At 64.0% G+C, this 16,316-nt stretch carries 15 protein-coding genes and 1 pseudogene; 15 read left to right on the forward strand and 1 reads right to left on the reverse strand.

Going from position 1 to position 16,316, the window contains the following annotated elements; translation table 11 throughout:
• Positions 1–68, reverse strand: a 68-nt coding sequence (locus AC3A6Y_RS33180) for a transposase domain-containing protein (RefSeq protein ID WP_487872513.1), incomplete at its 3' end; no start/stop codon positions are given.
• A gap of 127 nt (positions 69–195) precedes the next feature.
• Here AC3A6Y_RS33180 and AC3A6Y_RS33185 point away from each other — a divergent pair.
• The 15 genes and pseudogenes from AC3A6Y_RS33185 to AC3A6Y_RS33255 all read left to right on the forward strand — a co-directional run bounded on the left by AC3A6Y_RS33185 (position 196) and on the right by AC3A6Y_RS33255 (position 16,203).
• Positions 196–1,440: a tyrosine-type recombinase/integrase gene (locus tag AC3A6Y_RS33185; RefSeq protein ID WP_487872470.1), complete on the forward strand. Its 1,245-nt coding sequence runs from the start codon at positions 196–198 to the stop codon at positions 1,438–1,440.
• Positions 1,437–2,363: a tyrosine-type recombinase/integrase gene (locus tag AC3A6Y_RS33190; RefSeq protein ID WP_487872471.1), complete on the forward strand. Its 927-nt coding sequence runs from the start codon at positions 1,437–1,439 to the stop codon at positions 2,361–2,363. Before AC3A6Y_RS33185 ends, AC3A6Y_RS33190 begins: the two co-directional genes overlap by 4 nt.
• Positions 2,360–3,361, forward strand: a complete 1,002-nt coding sequence (locus tag AC3A6Y_RS33195) for a tyrosine-type recombinase/integrase (RefSeq protein WP_487872472.1) — start codon at positions 2,360–2,362, stop codon at positions 3,359–3,361. Before AC3A6Y_RS33190 ends, AC3A6Y_RS33195 begins: the two co-directional genes overlap by 4 nt.
• A gap of 114 nt (positions 3,362–3,475) precedes the next feature.
• A pseudogene (locus AC3A6Y_RS33200) lies at positions 3,476–3,619 on the forward strand (transposase domain-containing protein); the annotation flags it as partial.
• On the forward strand, positions 3,616–3,891 hold the full coding sequence (locus AC3A6Y_RS33205; RefSeq protein ID WP_487872473.1) for a plasmid pRiA4b ORF-3 family protein: 276 nt from the start codon (positions 3,616–3,618) through the stop codon (positions 3,889–3,891). The pseudogene AC3A6Y_RS33200 and the gene AC3A6Y_RS33205, both read left to right, overlap by 4 nt.
• A complete protein-coding gene (locus tag AC3A6Y_RS33210) occupies positions 3,846–4,205 on the forward strand; it encodes a plasmid pRiA4b ORF-3 family protein (protein WP_487872474.1) in 360 nt (119 codons plus the stop codon). The genes AC3A6Y_RS33205 and AC3A6Y_RS33210 overlap by 46 nt, the downstream gene beginning before the upstream one ends.
• A gap of 185 nt (positions 4,206–4,390) precedes the next feature.
• A complete protein-coding gene (locus tag AC3A6Y_RS33215; protein WP_487872475.1) occupies positions 4,391–5,299 on the forward strand; it encodes a peptidoglycan-binding domain-containing protein in 909 nt (302 codons plus the stop codon).
• 83 nt (positions 5,300–5,382) lie between these two features.
• Positions 5,383–5,697 carry a hypothetical protein gene (locus AC3A6Y_RS33220; protein WP_487872476.1) on the forward strand — a complete coding sequence of 105 codons (315 nt, stop codon included), beginning with the start codon at positions 5,383–5,385 and terminating at the stop codon, positions 5,695–5,697.
• 57 nt (positions 5,698–5,754) lie between these two features.
• A protein-coding gene (locus AC3A6Y_RS33225) for an IS5 family transposase (RefSeq protein WP_487872477.1) occupies positions 5,755–6,713 on the forward strand; the annotation gives its coding sequence in 2 pieces (ribosomal slippage) (positions 5,755–6,571 and positions 6,571–6,713; 960 coding nt in all).
• A gap of 460 nt (positions 6,714–7,173) precedes the next feature.
• On the forward strand, positions 7,174–8,817 hold the full coding sequence (locus AC3A6Y_RS33230; RefSeq protein WP_487872478.1) for a hypothetical protein: 1,644 nt from the start codon (positions 7,174–7,176) through the stop codon (positions 8,815–8,817).
• Positions 8,818–8,824: 7 nt separating this feature from the next.
• Positions 8,825–9,964 carry a cell wall hydrolase gene (locus tag AC3A6Y_RS33235; protein WP_487872479.1) on the forward strand — a complete coding sequence of 380 codons (1,140 nt, stop codon included), beginning with the start codon at positions 8,825–8,827 and terminating at the stop codon, positions 9,962–9,964.
• A 15-nt stretch (positions 9,965–9,979) separates the two neighbouring features.
• A complete protein-coding gene (locus tag AC3A6Y_RS33240) occupies positions 9,980–11,452 on the forward strand; it encodes a hypothetical protein (RefSeq protein WP_487872480.1) in 1,473 nt (490 codons plus the stop codon).
• Positions 11,453–11,588: 136 nt separating this feature from the next.
• Positions 11,589–12,814 (forward strand): IS3 family transposase gene (locus tag AC3A6Y_RS33245; protein WP_487872514.1). Its coding sequence is split into 2 segments (ribosomal slippage): positions 11,589–11,922 and positions 11,922–12,814, totalling 1,227 coding nucleotides; the frame shifts between segments, so codons are not numbered across the junction.
• A gap of 50 nt (positions 12,815–12,864) precedes the next feature.
• Entirely contained in the window at positions 12,865–13,002 is a 138-nt protein-coding gene (locus AC3A6Y_RS33250; protein ID WP_487872481.1) for a hypothetical protein, read from the forward strand.
• Between the two features lie 252 nt (positions 13,003–13,254).
• Positions 13,255–16,203, forward strand: a complete 2,949-nt coding sequence (locus tag AC3A6Y_RS33255) for an ATP-binding protein (protein ID WP_487872482.1) — start codon at positions 13,255–13,257, stop codon at positions 16,201–16,203.
• Positions 16,204–16,316 lie beyond the last annotated feature (113 nt).

Consider the following 16,316-nt stretch of genomic DNA (forward strand, 5'->3'; position numbering starts at 1 on the left):
TTGCTCGGGTGCTGAGCGATGCGCTGCAGGACGTAGGTCAGGTAGCGTTGCGGGTCGATGCCGTTCAGCTTGGCAGATTATGCCGACCGCCGAACTATGCCGAGCGGGCTCGCTTCTCCCCGAATTCGTCGTAGTCGACGCGTGAACGGCTCGGCATAGTTCATCCTGCCTCCGTCCTCAACAACGGAGAGCACGATGATGGTTGCGGAAGAGTACTTGAACAGGAGCCGGCTGTTCCGGCAGCTCAAGAGCGGCGCCCACGGACAGCTCGTCGAGCTTTACGCGGCGCGGCTCGTCGAGGTTGGGCTCGCTGGCCAGGGCACTTGGCGCTGCCTCAATTTGGTCGGCGATCTCCTGGCTTGGATGGCAAGCCGCCGGACCAGGCTGACCGACATCGATGAACGCCTGATGGAACGCTACCTGCGGCACCGAGGAGAGAGGCAGACCATCCAGCCTGGAGACCGGGCAGCGCTGAAGCGGTGGCTATTGGTTCTGCGCGCCGCCAGCAAGATCGCGCCGGCGGCGCTGCCAGTGGACACCCCGCAAGCGCGGATGTTTGCGAAGTTCAGCGACTATCTGCGCAGCGAGCGCGGTCTGGCAGCGAGAACTATCGTGCGCCATCTGCCTGTGATCCGCCGGTTCCTGTATGAAGTTTGTCCTGCTGGTGCGAGCGACCTCGGCAAGATCAGGCAGGAGGAGGTGATCCGCTATATCGAGCGTCACGCCAAAGATTGGAGCCCGAGGTCCGGCAAGGCGATGTGTTGGTCGCTGCGTGCATTTCTCCGATATCTCCATCACACGGGACTGAACCCGCTCGCGCTGGCCGGCTGCGTGCCTTCGATCAGGCAATGGAAGCTCGTGAGTCTGCCGACCTATCTCTCAGCTGCACAGGTTCAGAAGGTCCTCGATGGTTGTGACCGAGCAACGGCGATGGGACGGCGCGACTACGCCATCTTGATGCTGCTGGCCAAGCTCGGCCTTCGGGCCGACGAGGTCGCCACCCTCACTTTGGATGATGTCGACTGGAGAGCCGGCGAGATGCTTGTTCGAGCCAAGGGCCGACAGCGAGCGAGGATGCCGATTGCACCAGACGTCGGTGCGGCCCTGGTCGCCTACCTGCGTGACGGCCGACCCAAGTCGTCGTGTCGTCGACTGTTCCTCCGAAGCCTTGCTCCCCACGTTGGCTTCGCCTCAGGATGCGCGATCACGATGATCGCCAAGAGCGCCCTCGAGCGCGCCGGCGTCGGTGGCTATGCGCACCAAGGAGCCCACATTTTCCGACACAGCCTCGCCACCGAGCTTCTGCGCTCCAGTGCAACCTTGTCGGAGATCGGCCATGTGCTGCGGCATAAGAGCCACGACACCACGCGGATCTACGCGAAGGTCAATATCGAGGCGCTCCGCACACTGAGCCTGCCGTGGCCGGGAGGTGCGCGATGACGGATCTGCATTCGGCTCTGGAGCGGTACCTGAGCATGCGCAAGGGGCTCGGGTACAAGTACCAGCATCAGACGCGGCGGCTCGCCGACTTCATCTCGTTCATGGAGACGCGCAAGGCTACGACCATCACAACGAAGCTCGCTATGGAGTGGGCGACGTTACCGCCTGGCAGACATGCGTCCTGGGCATTGCGGTTGACAGATGTGCGCGGCTTTGCGCGCCACATCGCCAACATCGATCCGAGGACGGAAGTGCCACCAGCCGGCATCCTGCCAAGCCTGAAGCGTGCCAAGCCCTACGTCTATAGCGATGCAGAGATCAATGCGTTGCTGGCGGCGGCGCTGTCATTGCCACCAGTTGACGGACTGCGCCGCTGGACTTACCACCATCTGTTCGGATTGATCGTCGTGACAGGCATGCGTCTGTCCGAGGCGATCGGCCTCCAGCGTGACGACGTCGACCTCGAAGCAGGCGTGCTGACGGTCCGTTTGACCAAGTTTGGCAAGTCACGACTCGTACCCTTGCATCCGACGACACGCGAAGCGCTGCGCAACTACGCGGAACGGCGTGATGCTCAGCTCGCATCGCGCCGCGGCCCGCATTTCTTCGTAGCGGAACGAGGCGGTCCATTGCTGCACCAGTACGTTCATCGTGTCTTCTGGCGTTTGTCTCGCGAGATTGGTCTGCGGCGCTCCGGCGAGCGTACCGGACCGCGCTTGCACGACTTCCGGCACCGATTTGCCATTTGCACGCTGTTGGGCGGGTATCGCGAAGGCATTGATGTCGAGAAGATGCTTCCGTCGCTTTCCACCTACCTTGGCCACACATGCGTGCGCGACACCTATTGGTACCTCTCGGCATGCCCAGAGTTGATGCAAGAGGCGGCGCGGCGTCTCGACCAACGGTGGGAGGCCAAGCCATGAAGCCCGGCTGCACTGTCGCCACGCTCATCGAGCGCTTCTTCACCGACCGGCTCATGCGTCAGCGCAACGTGAGCGCCCATACGATCGCCTCCTACAGGGATACGTTCCGGTTGCTGTTCACGTTTGCGCAAGCGAAGCTTCGCAAGCCACCGTCGGCCTTGACGCTCGATGAGTTGGACGCGCCGTTCATCGGCGCATTTCTGACCGATCTTGAGACCAAGCGCGACGCCAGCGTCACAACACGCAACCTGCGCTTGACGGCCATCCGTTCCTTCTTCCGGTTTGTGTCCTTCGAGGAGCCCGCTCACAGCGCCCTTATTCAGCGCGTGCTCGCGATACCGAGCAAGCGACACGACAAGCGCCAAGTGCATTTCCTGACGCGCCCCGAGATCGAAGCGATCCTTGTCGCGCCCGATCGGACGACATGGCTTGGTCGTCGCGACCACACCTTGCTCCTGCTCGCTGCCCAGACTGGCCTGCGCCTCTCCGAGCTGGTCGGCTTGGACAGGGACGCCATCCATCTCGGCGCTGGCGCGCACGTGCGGTGTGTCGGCAAAGGCCGAAAGGAACGATGCACCCCACTGACAAGGTTCGCCCGAATCGCTCTGCAGGCGTGGCTCAACGAGCCGACTCGGCATGGCGCCAGCGCCTTGTTCCCCAACATGCATGGCGGCCGACTCAGCGCCGACAGCGTCCAGTCGCTCCTGGCCAAGCACGTGCGTGTCGCGAGCGAGAGATGCCCATCGTTGGCGTCCAAGCGGGTGTCTCCGCACGTCCTGAGGCACAGCGCGGCGATGGAGCTCCTACAGGCGGGCGTGGATAGCTCGGTGATCGCGTTGTGGCTCGGTCATGAGTCGGTCGAAACCACGCAGACCTACCTTCATGCCCACCTCGAACTCAAGGAGGCAGCTCTGGCGAAGCTTGAGCCGTACAAGCATTACAAGCGACTCCGCTTCCGCCCCGATGACCAAGTGCTCGCCTTTCTCGAGGCGCTGTGAGCACTCAGACTATGCCGAGTGAAACTGGAGCGGTGAACCGCCTGGGGCTTCATAATTCCGCCCGATCAGGACGTCGTTCCAGATCCGCTCGGCATAGTTCGGCGGTCGGCATAAACTGCCAAGCTCAACGGACTCGATCCCGAGAAGTATTTGCGCGATGTGTTCGAGCGCATCGCCGAGCACCCCATCAACCGCATCGAAGAACTGCTGCCGTGGAACATCGGCCGATGCGCTGAGCAACAACGACAAGCCGCATGACCATGGCGACCACGACGCCCCGCAAACGCACTGCTGCCACCACCATCCTGCAACTGCGTATCGAATTGCGCGGTACCAAGCCCAAGATCTGGCGCCGGGTGCTGGTGCCACAGACCATCACGCTGCGCAAGCTGCACTCGGTGATCCGGGCCGCCTTCGGCTGGAGCGGAGGACATCTGCACGAGTTCATCGCCGGTGACGGCGAGCGCTCGGCAGCCCGGACCCGATGTACGACGACGCCGGGGCCGTCAGCAGCGACAACGTGCGCCTGACCACGGTGCTGCGGTCCTCGACGCTGAGCTACGTCTACGACTTCGGCGACTACTGGGACCATCGCATCACGGTGGATAAGACGCTCGCCGGGGATCCGCTGCTGGAGCTTCCGTTCTGCGTCGGCGGGGCCGGGGCAACGCCGCCCGAGGATTGCGGGGGCGTTTCCGGGTACGAGGACTTCGTGCGCGCCATGGCTGATGTGGATCACCCCGAACACGCGCACCTGGCGCAGTGGATCGGCGCCGATACCTGGGACCCGGCAGCATTCGACAGCATCGAGGTCAACGACCGTCTCGCCCAGATCAAGCTATGAGGCAACTGACGGGCTGACGGCCTGTCAAGAGGGCCTCGGTCGCACGCTTACGTTCAGGCGAGGTAAACACCTACTGCGCCGCAATCTTCGAGTGGACGGCTCACCCCGGCATATCACCAATTTGGTGGATGGACAGGCTCTGCCGACCCTACTACCGTGCACCCTCGACCGAGAGGAGCCCGGACATGACACTCGACGAAGTCGCCCAAAGCGAGAAATCAATCCCGTTTCCAAGGATCGGTTCTGATAAGGCCTTGACCCTGGAGATCCAGGCACGCCTCCAGGAAGTCGGCATCCTGGATGGCCCCCCAGATGGCCAGTTCGGCCCCGTATCTGCATGGGCGCTTGGCGAGTTCCTAAAACGATCCCTCGGGGTGGCATTGGCGACAGATCTGACGTCCTCTGCGGCGAAGGCGCTTTTGGCTCCTGGTGCGCTGGAGGACTTCCCGCTGACGCCTGGCGACGATTTTGCCGGAAGGACGGTGCAGGCGATGCTTGGCCGGGGCGACTGGGTCTGTCGACATCCCGACTGCGTGAATATCGTTTACGTCGACGGCACGGACGTAGACGGCACTCCCAACGCGAACATGCACAACAAGTTCCAGGACGTCCGTCTGATCATTAGCATCGGCGAGGACGGAACGCCAGCGATTGTGGCCGCATGGGACTCGACTACCGAACCTGGGACGTTCTACGTCAGAACTAAGAAGCTTGACGTGAGAGGAGCGGCCCACATCGTTTCTGGCCAGTACAAGGCATGGTCAGTTGGAACTCACCGAGCTGGAAGCCCGAGCGCTCACGAGGCACTCGTCCAGACCTTGCCAGTCAAGGTGACACGCGATCTTGACGAGAACTTTGATCCAACCGGAGATAGCACCTTTGTGGGGCTATTCGGCATCAACCAGCATTGGGGCTACGACTTTTCGCGCGAGGACGTCCGCACCGCAAGCGCCGGCTGCTTGGTCGGACGAACGCGCGCCGGACATCGACAGTTCATGGACTTATGCAAGTCGGACCCGCGGTACCAGGTGAACCACAGCTACCGATTCATCACCTCGGTTCTATCACCTGAACTCATTCGAGGTGCCACATAGGGCACTCGCCGTCCGGATCGCTTGATTCAACGCGTCGCAACGCGCGCGCTAGCGCACCGCCTCGTCCAGCGAAGGAAACCGACATGCGCCCGATGGAATGCTGCGCGGAGCGCGAAAGATCGGGAAAGATCCAGTTCGCTGTGTCGGATGGGCACTCAGAGATCGTGGACCACCATGGCGCCATGAAACCGAGCCTGCGCCGTCATGCAATCGACTATTCGGGCGCAGCTCGCCACCTGCTGTATCGACTTCCGATGAGTGCGCGCCGTGAATATCTACAAAAGGTCCGCGCTAGCGCGGAATCCTTGCTCACCGCCAACGTCCGAGCACCACAAAGGGAGTCATTCTTAACTCTCGAAGACGAGACGGTCAGCACAAGACAGAAGCGTCTAACCTAGGGCAATGCTGAACAAGTCCAAGTCCTCCGGCAGCCTCTGATGTGCGTTGACTCCCGTATGAAGCAGCAGACTCTCGCCGTGGCCGCCGATCAAAACGCCCACTACGAACAGTACCGTAGGCCGACGAGGCGCGACGCCTTCCTGGCGACCATGGAGCAGATCGTGCCGTGGTCGCAGTTGTGCGAGGTCATTGAGCCTCACTATCCGAAGCCCGGCCACGGGCGGCCGCCGGTGGGTTTGGAGCGCATGCTGCGCACGTACTTTGTGCAGCAGTGCTTCAACTTGGCCGACGCTGCGTGCGAGGACGCGTTGCTCGACAGCACGGCGCTGAGGCGGTTTGTCGGCATCGACCTGGGCCGCGAGCGTGTGCCGGACGCCACCACGCTTCTGAAGTTTCGTCGCCTGTTGGAGAAGAACAAACTGGGTGAGGCGCTGTTCGCGAAGGTGGGCGAGGTGCTGCAGGCCCGAGGCCTGAAGGTTGGGGTGGGCACCATCGTGGACGCCACGATCATCGGCGCGCCCAGCTCCACGAAGAACAAGGACGGCAAGCGCGACCCCGAGATGCACCAGACGCGCAAGGGTAGGCAGTATTTCTTCGGCATGAAGATGCACATCGGCGTGGACAGCCAGACCGGCTTGGCGCACAGCGCGGTGGTCACGGCGGCCAACGTGCACGACAAGCACCCGCTGCCCGATCTGCTGCACGGCCAGGAGCAGCGGGTTTGGGGCGACAGAGCCTACTCCTCGCAACAGGCGTTGATTCGCTCGAAGGCACCGCACGCGGCTGACTGGACCAACCAGAAGGTACGCAAAGGCAGTGCGACCGAGGACCTCGAGCGCTTGGTCAACCGAATCAAGTCCAAGGTGCGGGCCGGGTTGAACATGTCTTTGCTGTCGTCAAGCGGCTGTGGCGATTCGACAAGGTGCGCTACCGCGGCTTGGCCAAGAACGCCACGCGATCCTTCGTTGCGCTGGCGCTGGCCAATATCTATCTGGCGCGCGCGGGTACTGTATGAACCGGTCTGCCCGTAAGGGCCACCGAGCGAGCCAATCGCTCGCCGTGCGGCCTAGAACGGGTCGCCGGGCGGGGCAATTGGCTCTGAATCCGCGCTGCCGCGCCGAAGTGGACCTCAATTCAAGCATGGCGAACGAGGTGACTACGTGATAGAGAAGTCCGGGGCCTTGTTCAGCATTGCCCTAGCGCCGCAGCAGAGCATGAAACCGCGCTGCCCAGCGCCGAGCTCCTCAGCGTCAAGGGCATTGGCGGAGCAGAAGGCGGTCCAGTCCTTGGCCGCCACCAAGTTGATCGACTATGCGAAGTGCATAGCACGTAGCACTTCGTGAGTCGGGACTCGATAGGAGGGCTTCGCTGGACTCACGCGTTGTGTAGCTCCTCTAAATTAGGGATTCTGTGATGGATCAGACTCGGATAAAACCGGATCGTCGCGCCTCCGGGCGAGCCTCCAGGCTAAGAACATGCTGGACCTGCACAAACGTTTTACGGCCACCGTCGCTACGGCATTCCTGGTTGTTACCAATAGCGGGTGCTCCCTGCTCGACCCCTACGTGCGCGCCAAGATGCTCGACAGCGCCGACATAGATGCTGTCGGCATTCCGGCATCGGAATTGCCGCAGAACAAGGCGCTTACCAGCGCCTTTAAAGCGGCCGCTACGCAACGTGCCGCCTACTACGATGCAGTCAGCGACCGCGCCAAACTGCGCAACGGCCTCCCGCTCTTTCTGATTCCATTGAGTGCCGTCGCACTCTACAAAGGCCTATCCAGTGATGGCGGTGAATCGACGCGAAAGGTTCTCCTGAAGGAAGGCCTTGTTGGCGCCAGTGTGTTTGCCATCGGGAGCTACTACACCTCCACGAATCGCGAGCAGATCTATCTTGCCGGCGCGAAGGCCCTTTCCTGCAGCATCTACGCCCTGACCCCTTACTACCTGCCGGATGATCTGGCCGCGAGCATCAGCACCGCGAACATCGCCGAACTGAACCGCGCTCTCGTTGAGGTGACGGCTACGACCGCCCAAGTGCGCTCCTACCAGCAGAGCGCTGGAGCCGCCGACACGAATCTCAGAACCAAGCTAGCAGAGCTCATCGCGCGCGCCGAGCTGAGCATTGAAGCAGCGCGCCAGGTTCGGAACCGCGCAAGCCAAACTCAGGCCCGGCTGGACGACGCTGGCGCGCGCCTACGGGTGACTGTTGAGAACGTCGTGGTGGCAGTGAATGAGCAGATAGCGCGCATGGAGCCCGACCCGTCGGTAATCCTCACGCTGGCCGGCAGCCTGCCGACGACGGCAAAGCAGCTTGCTCCCGGTGGAACGTTCACTGCGGCGAGCGCGGGGCCCGCCAAGCCCGTGGACGTGTCAGTATCTGAGCAAACGGCCCCAATAAACGCCTTGCCAAAGCAGGTTGCTGCTCTCGATGCCAGGGTCGCATCAGTGCAGTTTGCGCTAGACGTAATCGATCAACGCGTGAAGACGACGCCGCCGCCAGAAACTTGCCAGGTGCAAAGCACTCAGGGCCGTCTTGATATCTGGCCCGAAGATGCGGTGGAAATGAAAGTTGGCGATAGATTCCAGTTCGTGATCCGGACAACCGCCGGCATCCCAACGATCGCGTGGGTGGGCCCTGTCAGCCCCGAAGTAACGCTCACTCAGTCTGTCTCAGGTTCCTCGATGCTGGCGACAGTCGAGTACAAGGCAGCGGTGGAGGGCTTGTCTCAAGTCGCCTTGCAAGTCTCAACCGGCGAACTCAGGAAGCAGGTGACCATCACCCTGTTGCCCAACTCACCGCCTGCGGCGAAGACCAAGGAGGAGAAGCGTCCTATCGCGGAGAACCCGAGGCCAAAGGCCGGCGCCCCGGGAGGAAAGCCGGGCGCGGGAAGACCGGGCGGTATTGGCGGCGCTCAGGCGGGTCCCAAGAACGCTTTCGAGCGAGACCTCCGCAGCGACAAGATCCGGGCGCTGCAAGAGAAGCTGAAGGTGCCACCAACCGGTGCCTTCGATCCGGCGACACGTATCGCGATCGAGAAATGGCGGAGGGAGCACGAGCTCCGGCCATTCTTGGATCAGGTGCGCAACACGCTGGAATACGACACGATCATGAAGTGACCCCGCCATGCCAGTGCGCGTCTGGAACCAGACTATTGATCCGAACGCGAAGTGCGTCGGAACCCTCACGTGCGTCGCGCGCATCGGGAATGACCCGGCGCGCCTCGTCGCTGTGTCTGCAGCCCATGTGCTAGCGCCGCTCGTGGAGCAGGGCACTCAAGGCCCCCAGGAAGGCGACGAGATCGTCTTTGAGATTGTCGGTGGTCAGCAGCGTCTGTCCGGCCGGCTTTGGTTTTGGAGCGAATTGCAGCGCCTGATGGATGGCTTCATCAACGAGTTCGACGCGGCTGTCGTCGACCTCCAGGCGGGAGATGCCGCCACGCTTCTGAGCGCGCTTAAGCAACCGCCGACGCTGTCCCAGCCCAAAGAAGGGACGACATTGGCCTTCGAGGGGGCCACAACCCCCAACAGGATCACCGGGCAATTCGATGGCCTGCATTCAACAGAACCGGTGATCTACTCGGTGCTCGGTGGGTCCGGGGCAAGTGTGATGTTCACGGACAGCCTGATGGCCGGGCTCCAAGCAGCCTCAGGCGACAGCGGATCCCTCGTGACAAGCGATCCAGATCCGACGTCGGCCGTCGGCCTTCTGATCTCTGCACAGGGGGAGCGCTGCAGATTCCTTCCGCTGGACAAGCTGTTCGCGACCTTTGGACTCGACTGGGTGAGCGCCTCCCACCTCCATGCGAAGGCGACGGTCCCTGCAGACGCAGGGGGTCTGGCCAAGGCCGTCCCCGATCGTGACGTTGCCCTGGACACATTGGCGCGAACGCTTTGGGGTGAAGCTCGCGGGGAGCCGATTCAAGGGATTCGCGCGGTCGCCGCGGTCGTGCTGAACCGAGCGTTGCATGATCGCGTGCACTGGTGGGGCCGGACCGTCGTGGGCGTGTGCCGCGCCGGCAAGCAGTTCTCGTGCTGGAACGGCAATGATCCCAACCTACCCAAGCTCTTGACCGTCACGGACACAAACGACAAGTTCCGAATCTGCTTAAAGGTGGCACAGGATGCCCTCGACGGAAGGCTTCGGGAAGAGCGCAAGCTCAACGCCACGCACTATCACACCAAGGCGATTCTGCCGGACTGGGCCCAACGGAAGATACCCTGCGCCGACATCGGCAATCACCTCTTCTATAACGACATTGAATAGAAGGAGGCATGCATCATGAGCCTGGCGATAGAAGTGGGAATTGGATTGGCCTTCGTGTTTGCGTTAGTGGCCTTGATGTGCACGGGCCTGCAAGAGATGTTGGCCGCGGCGCTGAACCTGCGGGGCAAGACCCTTTGGGAAGGGGTTCAAAGCATGCTGCAAGCCAACGCGCCTGCCAACACAAACGCAGCGGCTAGAGAGGATGTGTCGCCCTCGGGCCGGATCGAAGCTGCCACCCTTAAGGGAGCGGCAAAGAGCGGAGCGAATCAAGAGACCCTCGCACCACCCAGATCCAAGGAGTCGAGCAAGCCGCTGAATCAAGGCATAGGCATGCGTTCAGAAGCACGCTCCCGCGCACTCATAGGCGATGCTTCGGAGAGTGAGACGAATCAGCAAAGCTCTGGCACGCTCCTGGAAGCCGCGCTCCGGGTGCACCCGCTGATCACGGCGCTGGTACCAGACCGATTCGGACCGCTTGGGCTCATGCAGTGGATCCGGGGCACACGTGCGCCAAGTGCCGATATCGGCAATGCGAAGCCGAGCTACCTGCAGGCGAGCACTTTCGCCACCGTGCTGGTAGACAAGATCGGTGAGACCTGGGAGGGCGGTAGCAGGCGCTTTGACGATTTCGGACAGGCGGTGGCCGCCATGCCCGAGAGTCCGCTGAAGAAGATTCTGCAGGGAATGGTTCGCGACACGCAAGGTGACCCCGCGAAACTGCGCGCCGCCATAGAAGCCTGGTACGACGAGACCATGGTCCGCGTGGGTGGTTGGTACAAGCGCCGGACGCAGGTGATGTTGTTGCTCATGGGATTTTTGGCCGCCGGCGCCATGAACATTGACGCCATTCACATCGCGGGCGCGCTTGCTTCGCAGCCCAGCCTGCGGACAGCACTCGCTGATCGCGCCGCGGACGCTGCTGCGGCCGCGAAGCAGGACAAGCCCTCGACTGAAAAAAGCAACCAAGCAACTGCAGCCCTGAACGACCTGCGTGATCTGAACCTCCCGATCGGGTGGTCCGGAGGGCGCCCCGTCATCGGGCTGTGGGATGGTGCACTGATGGTCTTGGGTTGGCTGATAACCGCTTTGGCGGCGTCGTTCGGAGCGCCATTCTGGTTCGACTTGATCAACAAGCTCGTACCTCTTCGCTCTTCCGGGGCAAAGCCCGCGTCAGCCCCTGAGCCACCTGCTGCCGCCGCAAGTACGGCACCAGGAGCACGGCCCAGTGTTGGTGTCGGCTCAGGCCCGGTCGCCGGTAGGCCTGAGCCTTTCCGGGCCGCCCTCAACGACTTTGAGGCAGCCCTTTCTGCAGCAGACGTTCTTCAGGTCAAGCGCACGCTGGGTGTGGATGACGCAGGCAGCGGCAACCCTACCTTGGACCAGAACACCCGGGAAGCAATCCAACGCAAGCAGGCGGAAATGGGGTGGCCGGCGAGCGGGCAGCTCAGCGCTCACTGGGTCAGCGTTTTGCGCACTGGAGGGGTCTGAGCATCTGCGGGTCGGACACGGTGCTTTCGCCCCTCGGCAATCAGCCGTCTCGATGCATCGGGCAGAACAACCCGCGCATCTCGGAATACGGCGAGGGTACGTGTCAACGCTGCTTTCAAATGTTGACCCTGCCTCGATTTCACGTACAGCAGAAGTTGATAACTTCGAAGGTACGGAGAATCGAAATGAAAGAAGGCAAGCTGCCGAAGAGGCAGTACACAAGGCTGAGGCCGTGAGGCTTGCAGCCTCGGTGGGTGGGCACGAGGCGGCACGACGCCTCGGTGTCCCCGTAGCCACCGTGGGAAATTGGTCAAGGCGAGGCGTCGGCTCTGGCGGCGCTGGAGGCGTTGCTGTGCCGGTGTCAACGGAAGCGCCTGCGCGCCGCCCAATCAGCGAGTTGGAGGCTGAGAACAGCCGTCTGCGCAGGGAACTGGCCGAAGCGAAGCTGGATGTAGAGATCCTTCGAAAAGCGACGGCGTACTTCGCCAGGGGGTCGCGATGAAGTACGCCTGGATCGACGAGCATCGTGACCAGTACGCCGTCAGCCGACTTTGCCGAGTGCTGGGCGTGTCTCGCAGCGGCTATTGCCAATGGCGCGTGCGCCCGCCCAGTCCCAGAACGTTAGCCAATCAGGCCTTGGACGCGAAAGTCGCGACCATCCACCAGGCCAGTCGTCGAAGCTATGGACGTCCTCGGATCGCTGAGGTTCTGCGCCAGCAGGGCGAGATCGTCAGCGCCGAGCGCGTTCGCAAGAGTCTGCGACGCCAGGGCCTGAGGCCGGTCTACAAGAGGCCATTCGTGGTGACTACCGATTCGGCTCACCGCCTGCCGGTGGCGCCCAACCTTCTGGATCGCCGCTTTGGAGGCTGGCAACCGAATCAGGCGTGGGCGGCGGACATCACGTACGTGCCCACAGGCGAAGGCTGGTTGTACTTGGCCGCCGTGATGGATCTAGCCGGCCGACGCATCGTCGGCTGGTCGATGTCCGAAGCAATCGACGCCACCTTGGTATGCACGGCCCTGAAATCGGCATGGTGGCATCGCAAGCCGGAAAGGGGCCTGCTGGTCCACGCCGATCGCGGGTCGCAATATGCGAGTGAGCAGTACCGAGCACTGGCGGGCGAGCTCGGCATCATCATGTCCATGAGCAGGAAAGGTAACGCCTGGGACAACGCACCGGTGGAGAGCTTCTTCAAGACGCTCAAGGTCGAACGCGTCTACCAGGTACGCTACGAGACCCGAGCGCAAGCGAGGCTGGACATCGTTGACTGGATCGAGAGCTGGTACAACCGCCGGCGTCTGCATTCTGCCAACGGCTTCCTATCTCCAGTGACCTGGGAGAACACCCGATTGGCGGCATGACTTGATGTACGTGGAAACGAGGCAGGGTCAGTCTTGGACCGGTCGTCGCCGTGCGCACCGCCGGCGAATTGCCGCAGGACGACAACGGCAAGAGCTGGTGGGCCAACGAGCTTCATCCCACCCCGCCGGGATTCCGGCGCATCGCGTTCAACAGCCTGCGCGCGCCGATGATCGAAGCCGGCCTCTGAGGCAGGCGCCGCAGCCGGGCAGCGCCTTGCCGCGCCTGCCTTGCCGGCCAGGTGCGGCGCTCAGGCACTAGCCATAAAGTGCTAATACCCCGACAATGCGGCGGCTCATGCGCTCGGGCCGACGGCGAATCGACGCCGTGCCCACGGGCCTTTCGCCGATCGCAGCATCGCAACGCAGCGGGGCTTTGACTGCAAGGGGACAGGCCCCGCTCGAGCAGGCTTTGCGCATTGAACGGTCGGGGGTTGAGGTCCATGCAAAACGACACGGCGGGCGAGTCGCTGGATGCCGAGGCGGGCAGGCGTTTTCTCACCCTGCTCTTTGCCGACCTCTCCCAATCCACCGAACTCGCCGAGGTGATGGAGACGGAGGACTATGCGGCAGTGCTCGCCGCTCTGCGCGGCGTCTACAACAATGTCATTTCGAGCCATGGAGGGGTTGTCGTTCGTGTGCAGGGGGACGGCCTGCTTGCGATGTTCGGCTACCCGCAGACGCACGAACACGACGGCCGCGCCGCGGTCGCCGCCGCGCTGGATCTACATCAGCAGGTGAGCGAACTGCGCCCGAGCCTGCCCATGGGGCACACGCTGTGCCTGCACACCGGCATCCACTCGGGGCTGGTCCTGCTGCGCAGTGGCGGCGTGGAACTGGGGCGATACGAGCTGCTGGGCATGGCCCCCAACGTCGCCGCACGCCTGTCGGCGGCCGCCGGACCGCACGAGATCCTGGTGAGCGACGAAACCCTCGGGCCGGCCAGCCGCTTCTTCGTGACCGGCCCCCCCCACACGCTCCTCGTCAAGGGGCGGGCCGCGCCCTTGCTGGTCTATCGCGTCAATGCACGCGCCAGCCTGACCGAGAACTTGGCAGCGACGGCGCTGCACGGTTCGAGCGCGTTCGTCGGCCGCGAGGCCGAACTCGATCGCCTGGACAGGGCCATGGACGACGCCGTCGACGGGCGCAGCCGCTCGGTCGCCGTCGTCGGCACCCCCGGGATAGGCAAGACCCGCCTCGTCGAGCACTTCCTCCGGCGTGTCATGCAGCGCGGCTTCACCATCCTGCGCGGCTACTGCGACAGCGAGTTGGGCGGCGAGCCGCTGCAGCCGTTCCACCACATGCTGCCGTCGCTCGCCGTCGTTGCGACGCCTCACACACCGGATGGCTTCGACCAGCTCTTCGGGCGGATCGCCGCGCAACAGCCGATTCTGCTCTTCGTCGACGATTGGCAATGGGCGGACGATGCGTCGCACCAGGTGCTCGCAGCGCTGCGCAAGCGCGCCAGCGCGAAATTGCTGATCGTGCTGTCCGCGCGCGCCGACATGGCGGCGAACGCGCCCGCTGCAGCGGACGAGACCATCGAGCTCGTCCCGCTGAACGGTGCCGAGGCGGCGCGCGTCGTCGCCGCGCGGCTGCCGGGCATCGATCCCTTCGTCGCGGGTGAGATCTGCCGGCACGCGAACGGGAATCCGCTTTTCCTGGAGGAGCTCTGCCATTCCGTCGGGCGCGGCGACGTCGACCGGCGGCCCGGCCGCACGCAGGGCGGTGCCGGCTGGCTGAACCGGCTCGTCGAGTCGCGCGTGCAGCGCCTGGCACCGGCTCAGATCCAACTGATCCGCGTGGCCGCCGTGATCGGCAACGTCATTCCGGCCTGGCTGCTGGAGCGCATCACCGGCCAGCGCGCGGATGGTCCGCTGCAGCTCGGCCTTGCCGAGCAGGACTTCATCTTCCCGGGCGAGCGTGCCGGCACGCTGCGCTTCAAGCACGGCATCACGCGCGACGTAATCTACGAGTCGGTCGGCCTGCATGTGCGTCAGGAACTGCATCTGCGCATCGCAGCGGCCTTGCAGGAGCGCAATGCCGACGATCTGCAGGACGGCGCTCTCGAGGCGCTGTCGCTGCACTTCGATGCCGGCGGCGATGCCGCCCAGGCCACACGCTACGCCGCCCTGGCCGGTGACAAGGCGCTGGCGGCCTCTGCGCTCGATCGGGCCCGGGCACTCTATCGGGTGGCGCTCGCGGCGCTGGAGCGGCTGCCACAGACGCCCGAGGTGGCGCTGCGATGGGTTGCCGTCGCGCAGCACCTAGCCCGCGTATGCGTCTTCGACCCGGTGCGCAGCGAACTCGCCCTGTACGAGCGCAGCGTCGAGCTTGCCGAACGTCACGGCGACGCGGCCCTCGTCGCTCACGCGCGTCACTGGCTCGCCTACATCAGCTATGGACTGGGCGACGGCCATGCAGCCGTCCTCCACTGCGAGAGAGCGCTGGCCGCGGCCCGCGCGGCGGGAGACGACAAGCTGACCATTCAGATCATGGCCGCGCTCGGCGAGTCCTTGTGCGCCACGGCACAGTATGAGCGGGCGCTCCCGCTGCTGGACGAGGCGATCGCGGTCAAGCGCCACTACCGCAGCCGGCATCACCTGAACGTCGGCCTGGCCTTTTCGCTGGTGTGCCGCGCCTACCTGCTCGGCGACCGCGGCCTGTTCGACGAGGCCTATGCGTGCTTCGACGAGGCGTCCTCGTGCATTGACGGCGCCACGCACGAGATCGGCGCCACAGTGCATGGCTGGCGCAGCGCGGTCCTCCTGTGGCAGGGCCGCTGGCCGGAGGCGCGCGACGCCGCCGATGAATCCGGGCGCCATGCCGAGGCCACGCGCAGCCTCACGCAACTCTCGATCGCGCGCGCGATGAGCGCCTACGCCGAATGGATGCTCACCCGCCGCAGCGCCTGCCTGCAGACCATCGTCGGTGTGACGGCTTGGCTGGACCCACGCCAGAGCGGCCTGTTCCGCTCCCTCAACAACGGCTGGCTGGCCGCCGGCCTCATGGAGGCCGGGCGGCGCCGCGAGGCACGCCACCATGCGGCCCTTGCGCTGTTGCGCGGCCGGCGCAGCGACCTGCTCGGCGTGGCCATGTGCTACCGGGCGCTGGCACGCGATGCGGCCGCGAATGCGCCCTGCCGCGTGCAGCACTACCTGGACCTAGCCATGCGGGCGGCGCGTGCGCGCAGCTCGGCCCACGAGGTCGCCGTGACGCAGCTGTGCGCCGCGGAACTCACGTGGCGCCTCGGCCGCGGCACCGAGGACGACGTGCGCGCCATGCTCGCCGAGGCGGTGATCGGCTTCGAGAGCATGGGGATGCACTGGCACCTTGGCCAGGCACGGCATTTGCAGCAGACGATGGGCATGGCCGCCGCCCTGGCTTGCTAACGCGGCGTCAGGATCAGCTGCACGGGAGAACCCGTCGGCCGCAGGGTGCCGGCATTCAACAGGCCGGCCATCATGGCCAGCAGCACGCCCATGGCCATCGGGTAACCGGGACA

The sequence above is a fragment of the Variovorax sp. Soil_C_17 genome (genome assembly GCF_057657265.1).

Bases quoted from the DNA above. Each gene is read 5' to 3' on its own strand.
- AC3A6Y_RS33185 (WP_487872470.1), top strand. From the start codon at position 196: ATGATGGTTGCGGAAGAGTACTTGAACAGGAGCCGGCTGTTCCGGCAG.
- AC3A6Y_RS33190 (WP_487872471.1), top strand. From the start codon at position 1,437: ATGACGGATCTGCATTCGGCTCTGGAGCGGTACCTGAGCATGCGCAAG.
- AC3A6Y_RS33195 (WP_487872472.1), top strand. From the start codon at position 2,360: ATGAAGCCCGGCTGCACTGTCGCCACGCTCATCGAGCGCTTCTTCACC.
- AC3A6Y_RS33205 (WP_487872473.1), top strand. From the start codon at position 3,616: ATGACCATGGCGACCACGACGCCCCGCAAACGCACTGCTGCCACCACC.
- AC3A6Y_RS33210 (WP_487872474.1), top strand. From the start codon at position 3,846: ATGTACGACGACGCCGGGGCCGTCAGCAGCGACAACGTGCGCCTGACC.
- AC3A6Y_RS33215 (WP_487872475.1), top strand. From the start codon at position 4,391: ATGACACTCGACGAAGTCGCCCAAAGCGAGAAATCAATCCCGTTTCCA.
- AC3A6Y_RS33220 (WP_487872476.1), top strand. From the start codon at position 5,383: ATGCGCCCGATGGAATGCTGCGCGGAGCGCGAAAGATCGGGAAAGATC.
- AC3A6Y_RS33230 (WP_487872478.1), top strand. From the start codon at position 7,174: ATGCTGGACCTGCACAAACGTTTTACGGCCACCGTCGCTACGGCATTC.
- AC3A6Y_RS33235 (WP_487872479.1), top strand. From the start codon at position 8,825: ATGCCAGTGCGCGTCTGGAACCAGACTATTGATCCGAACGCGAAGTGC.
- AC3A6Y_RS33240 (WP_487872480.1), top strand. From the start codon at position 9,980: ATGAGCCTGGCGATAGAAGTGGGAATTGGATTGGCCTTCGTGTTTGCG.
- AC3A6Y_RS33255 (WP_487872482.1), top strand. From the start codon at position 13,255: ATGCAAAACGACACGGCGGGCGAGTCGCTGGATGCCGAGGCGGGCAGG.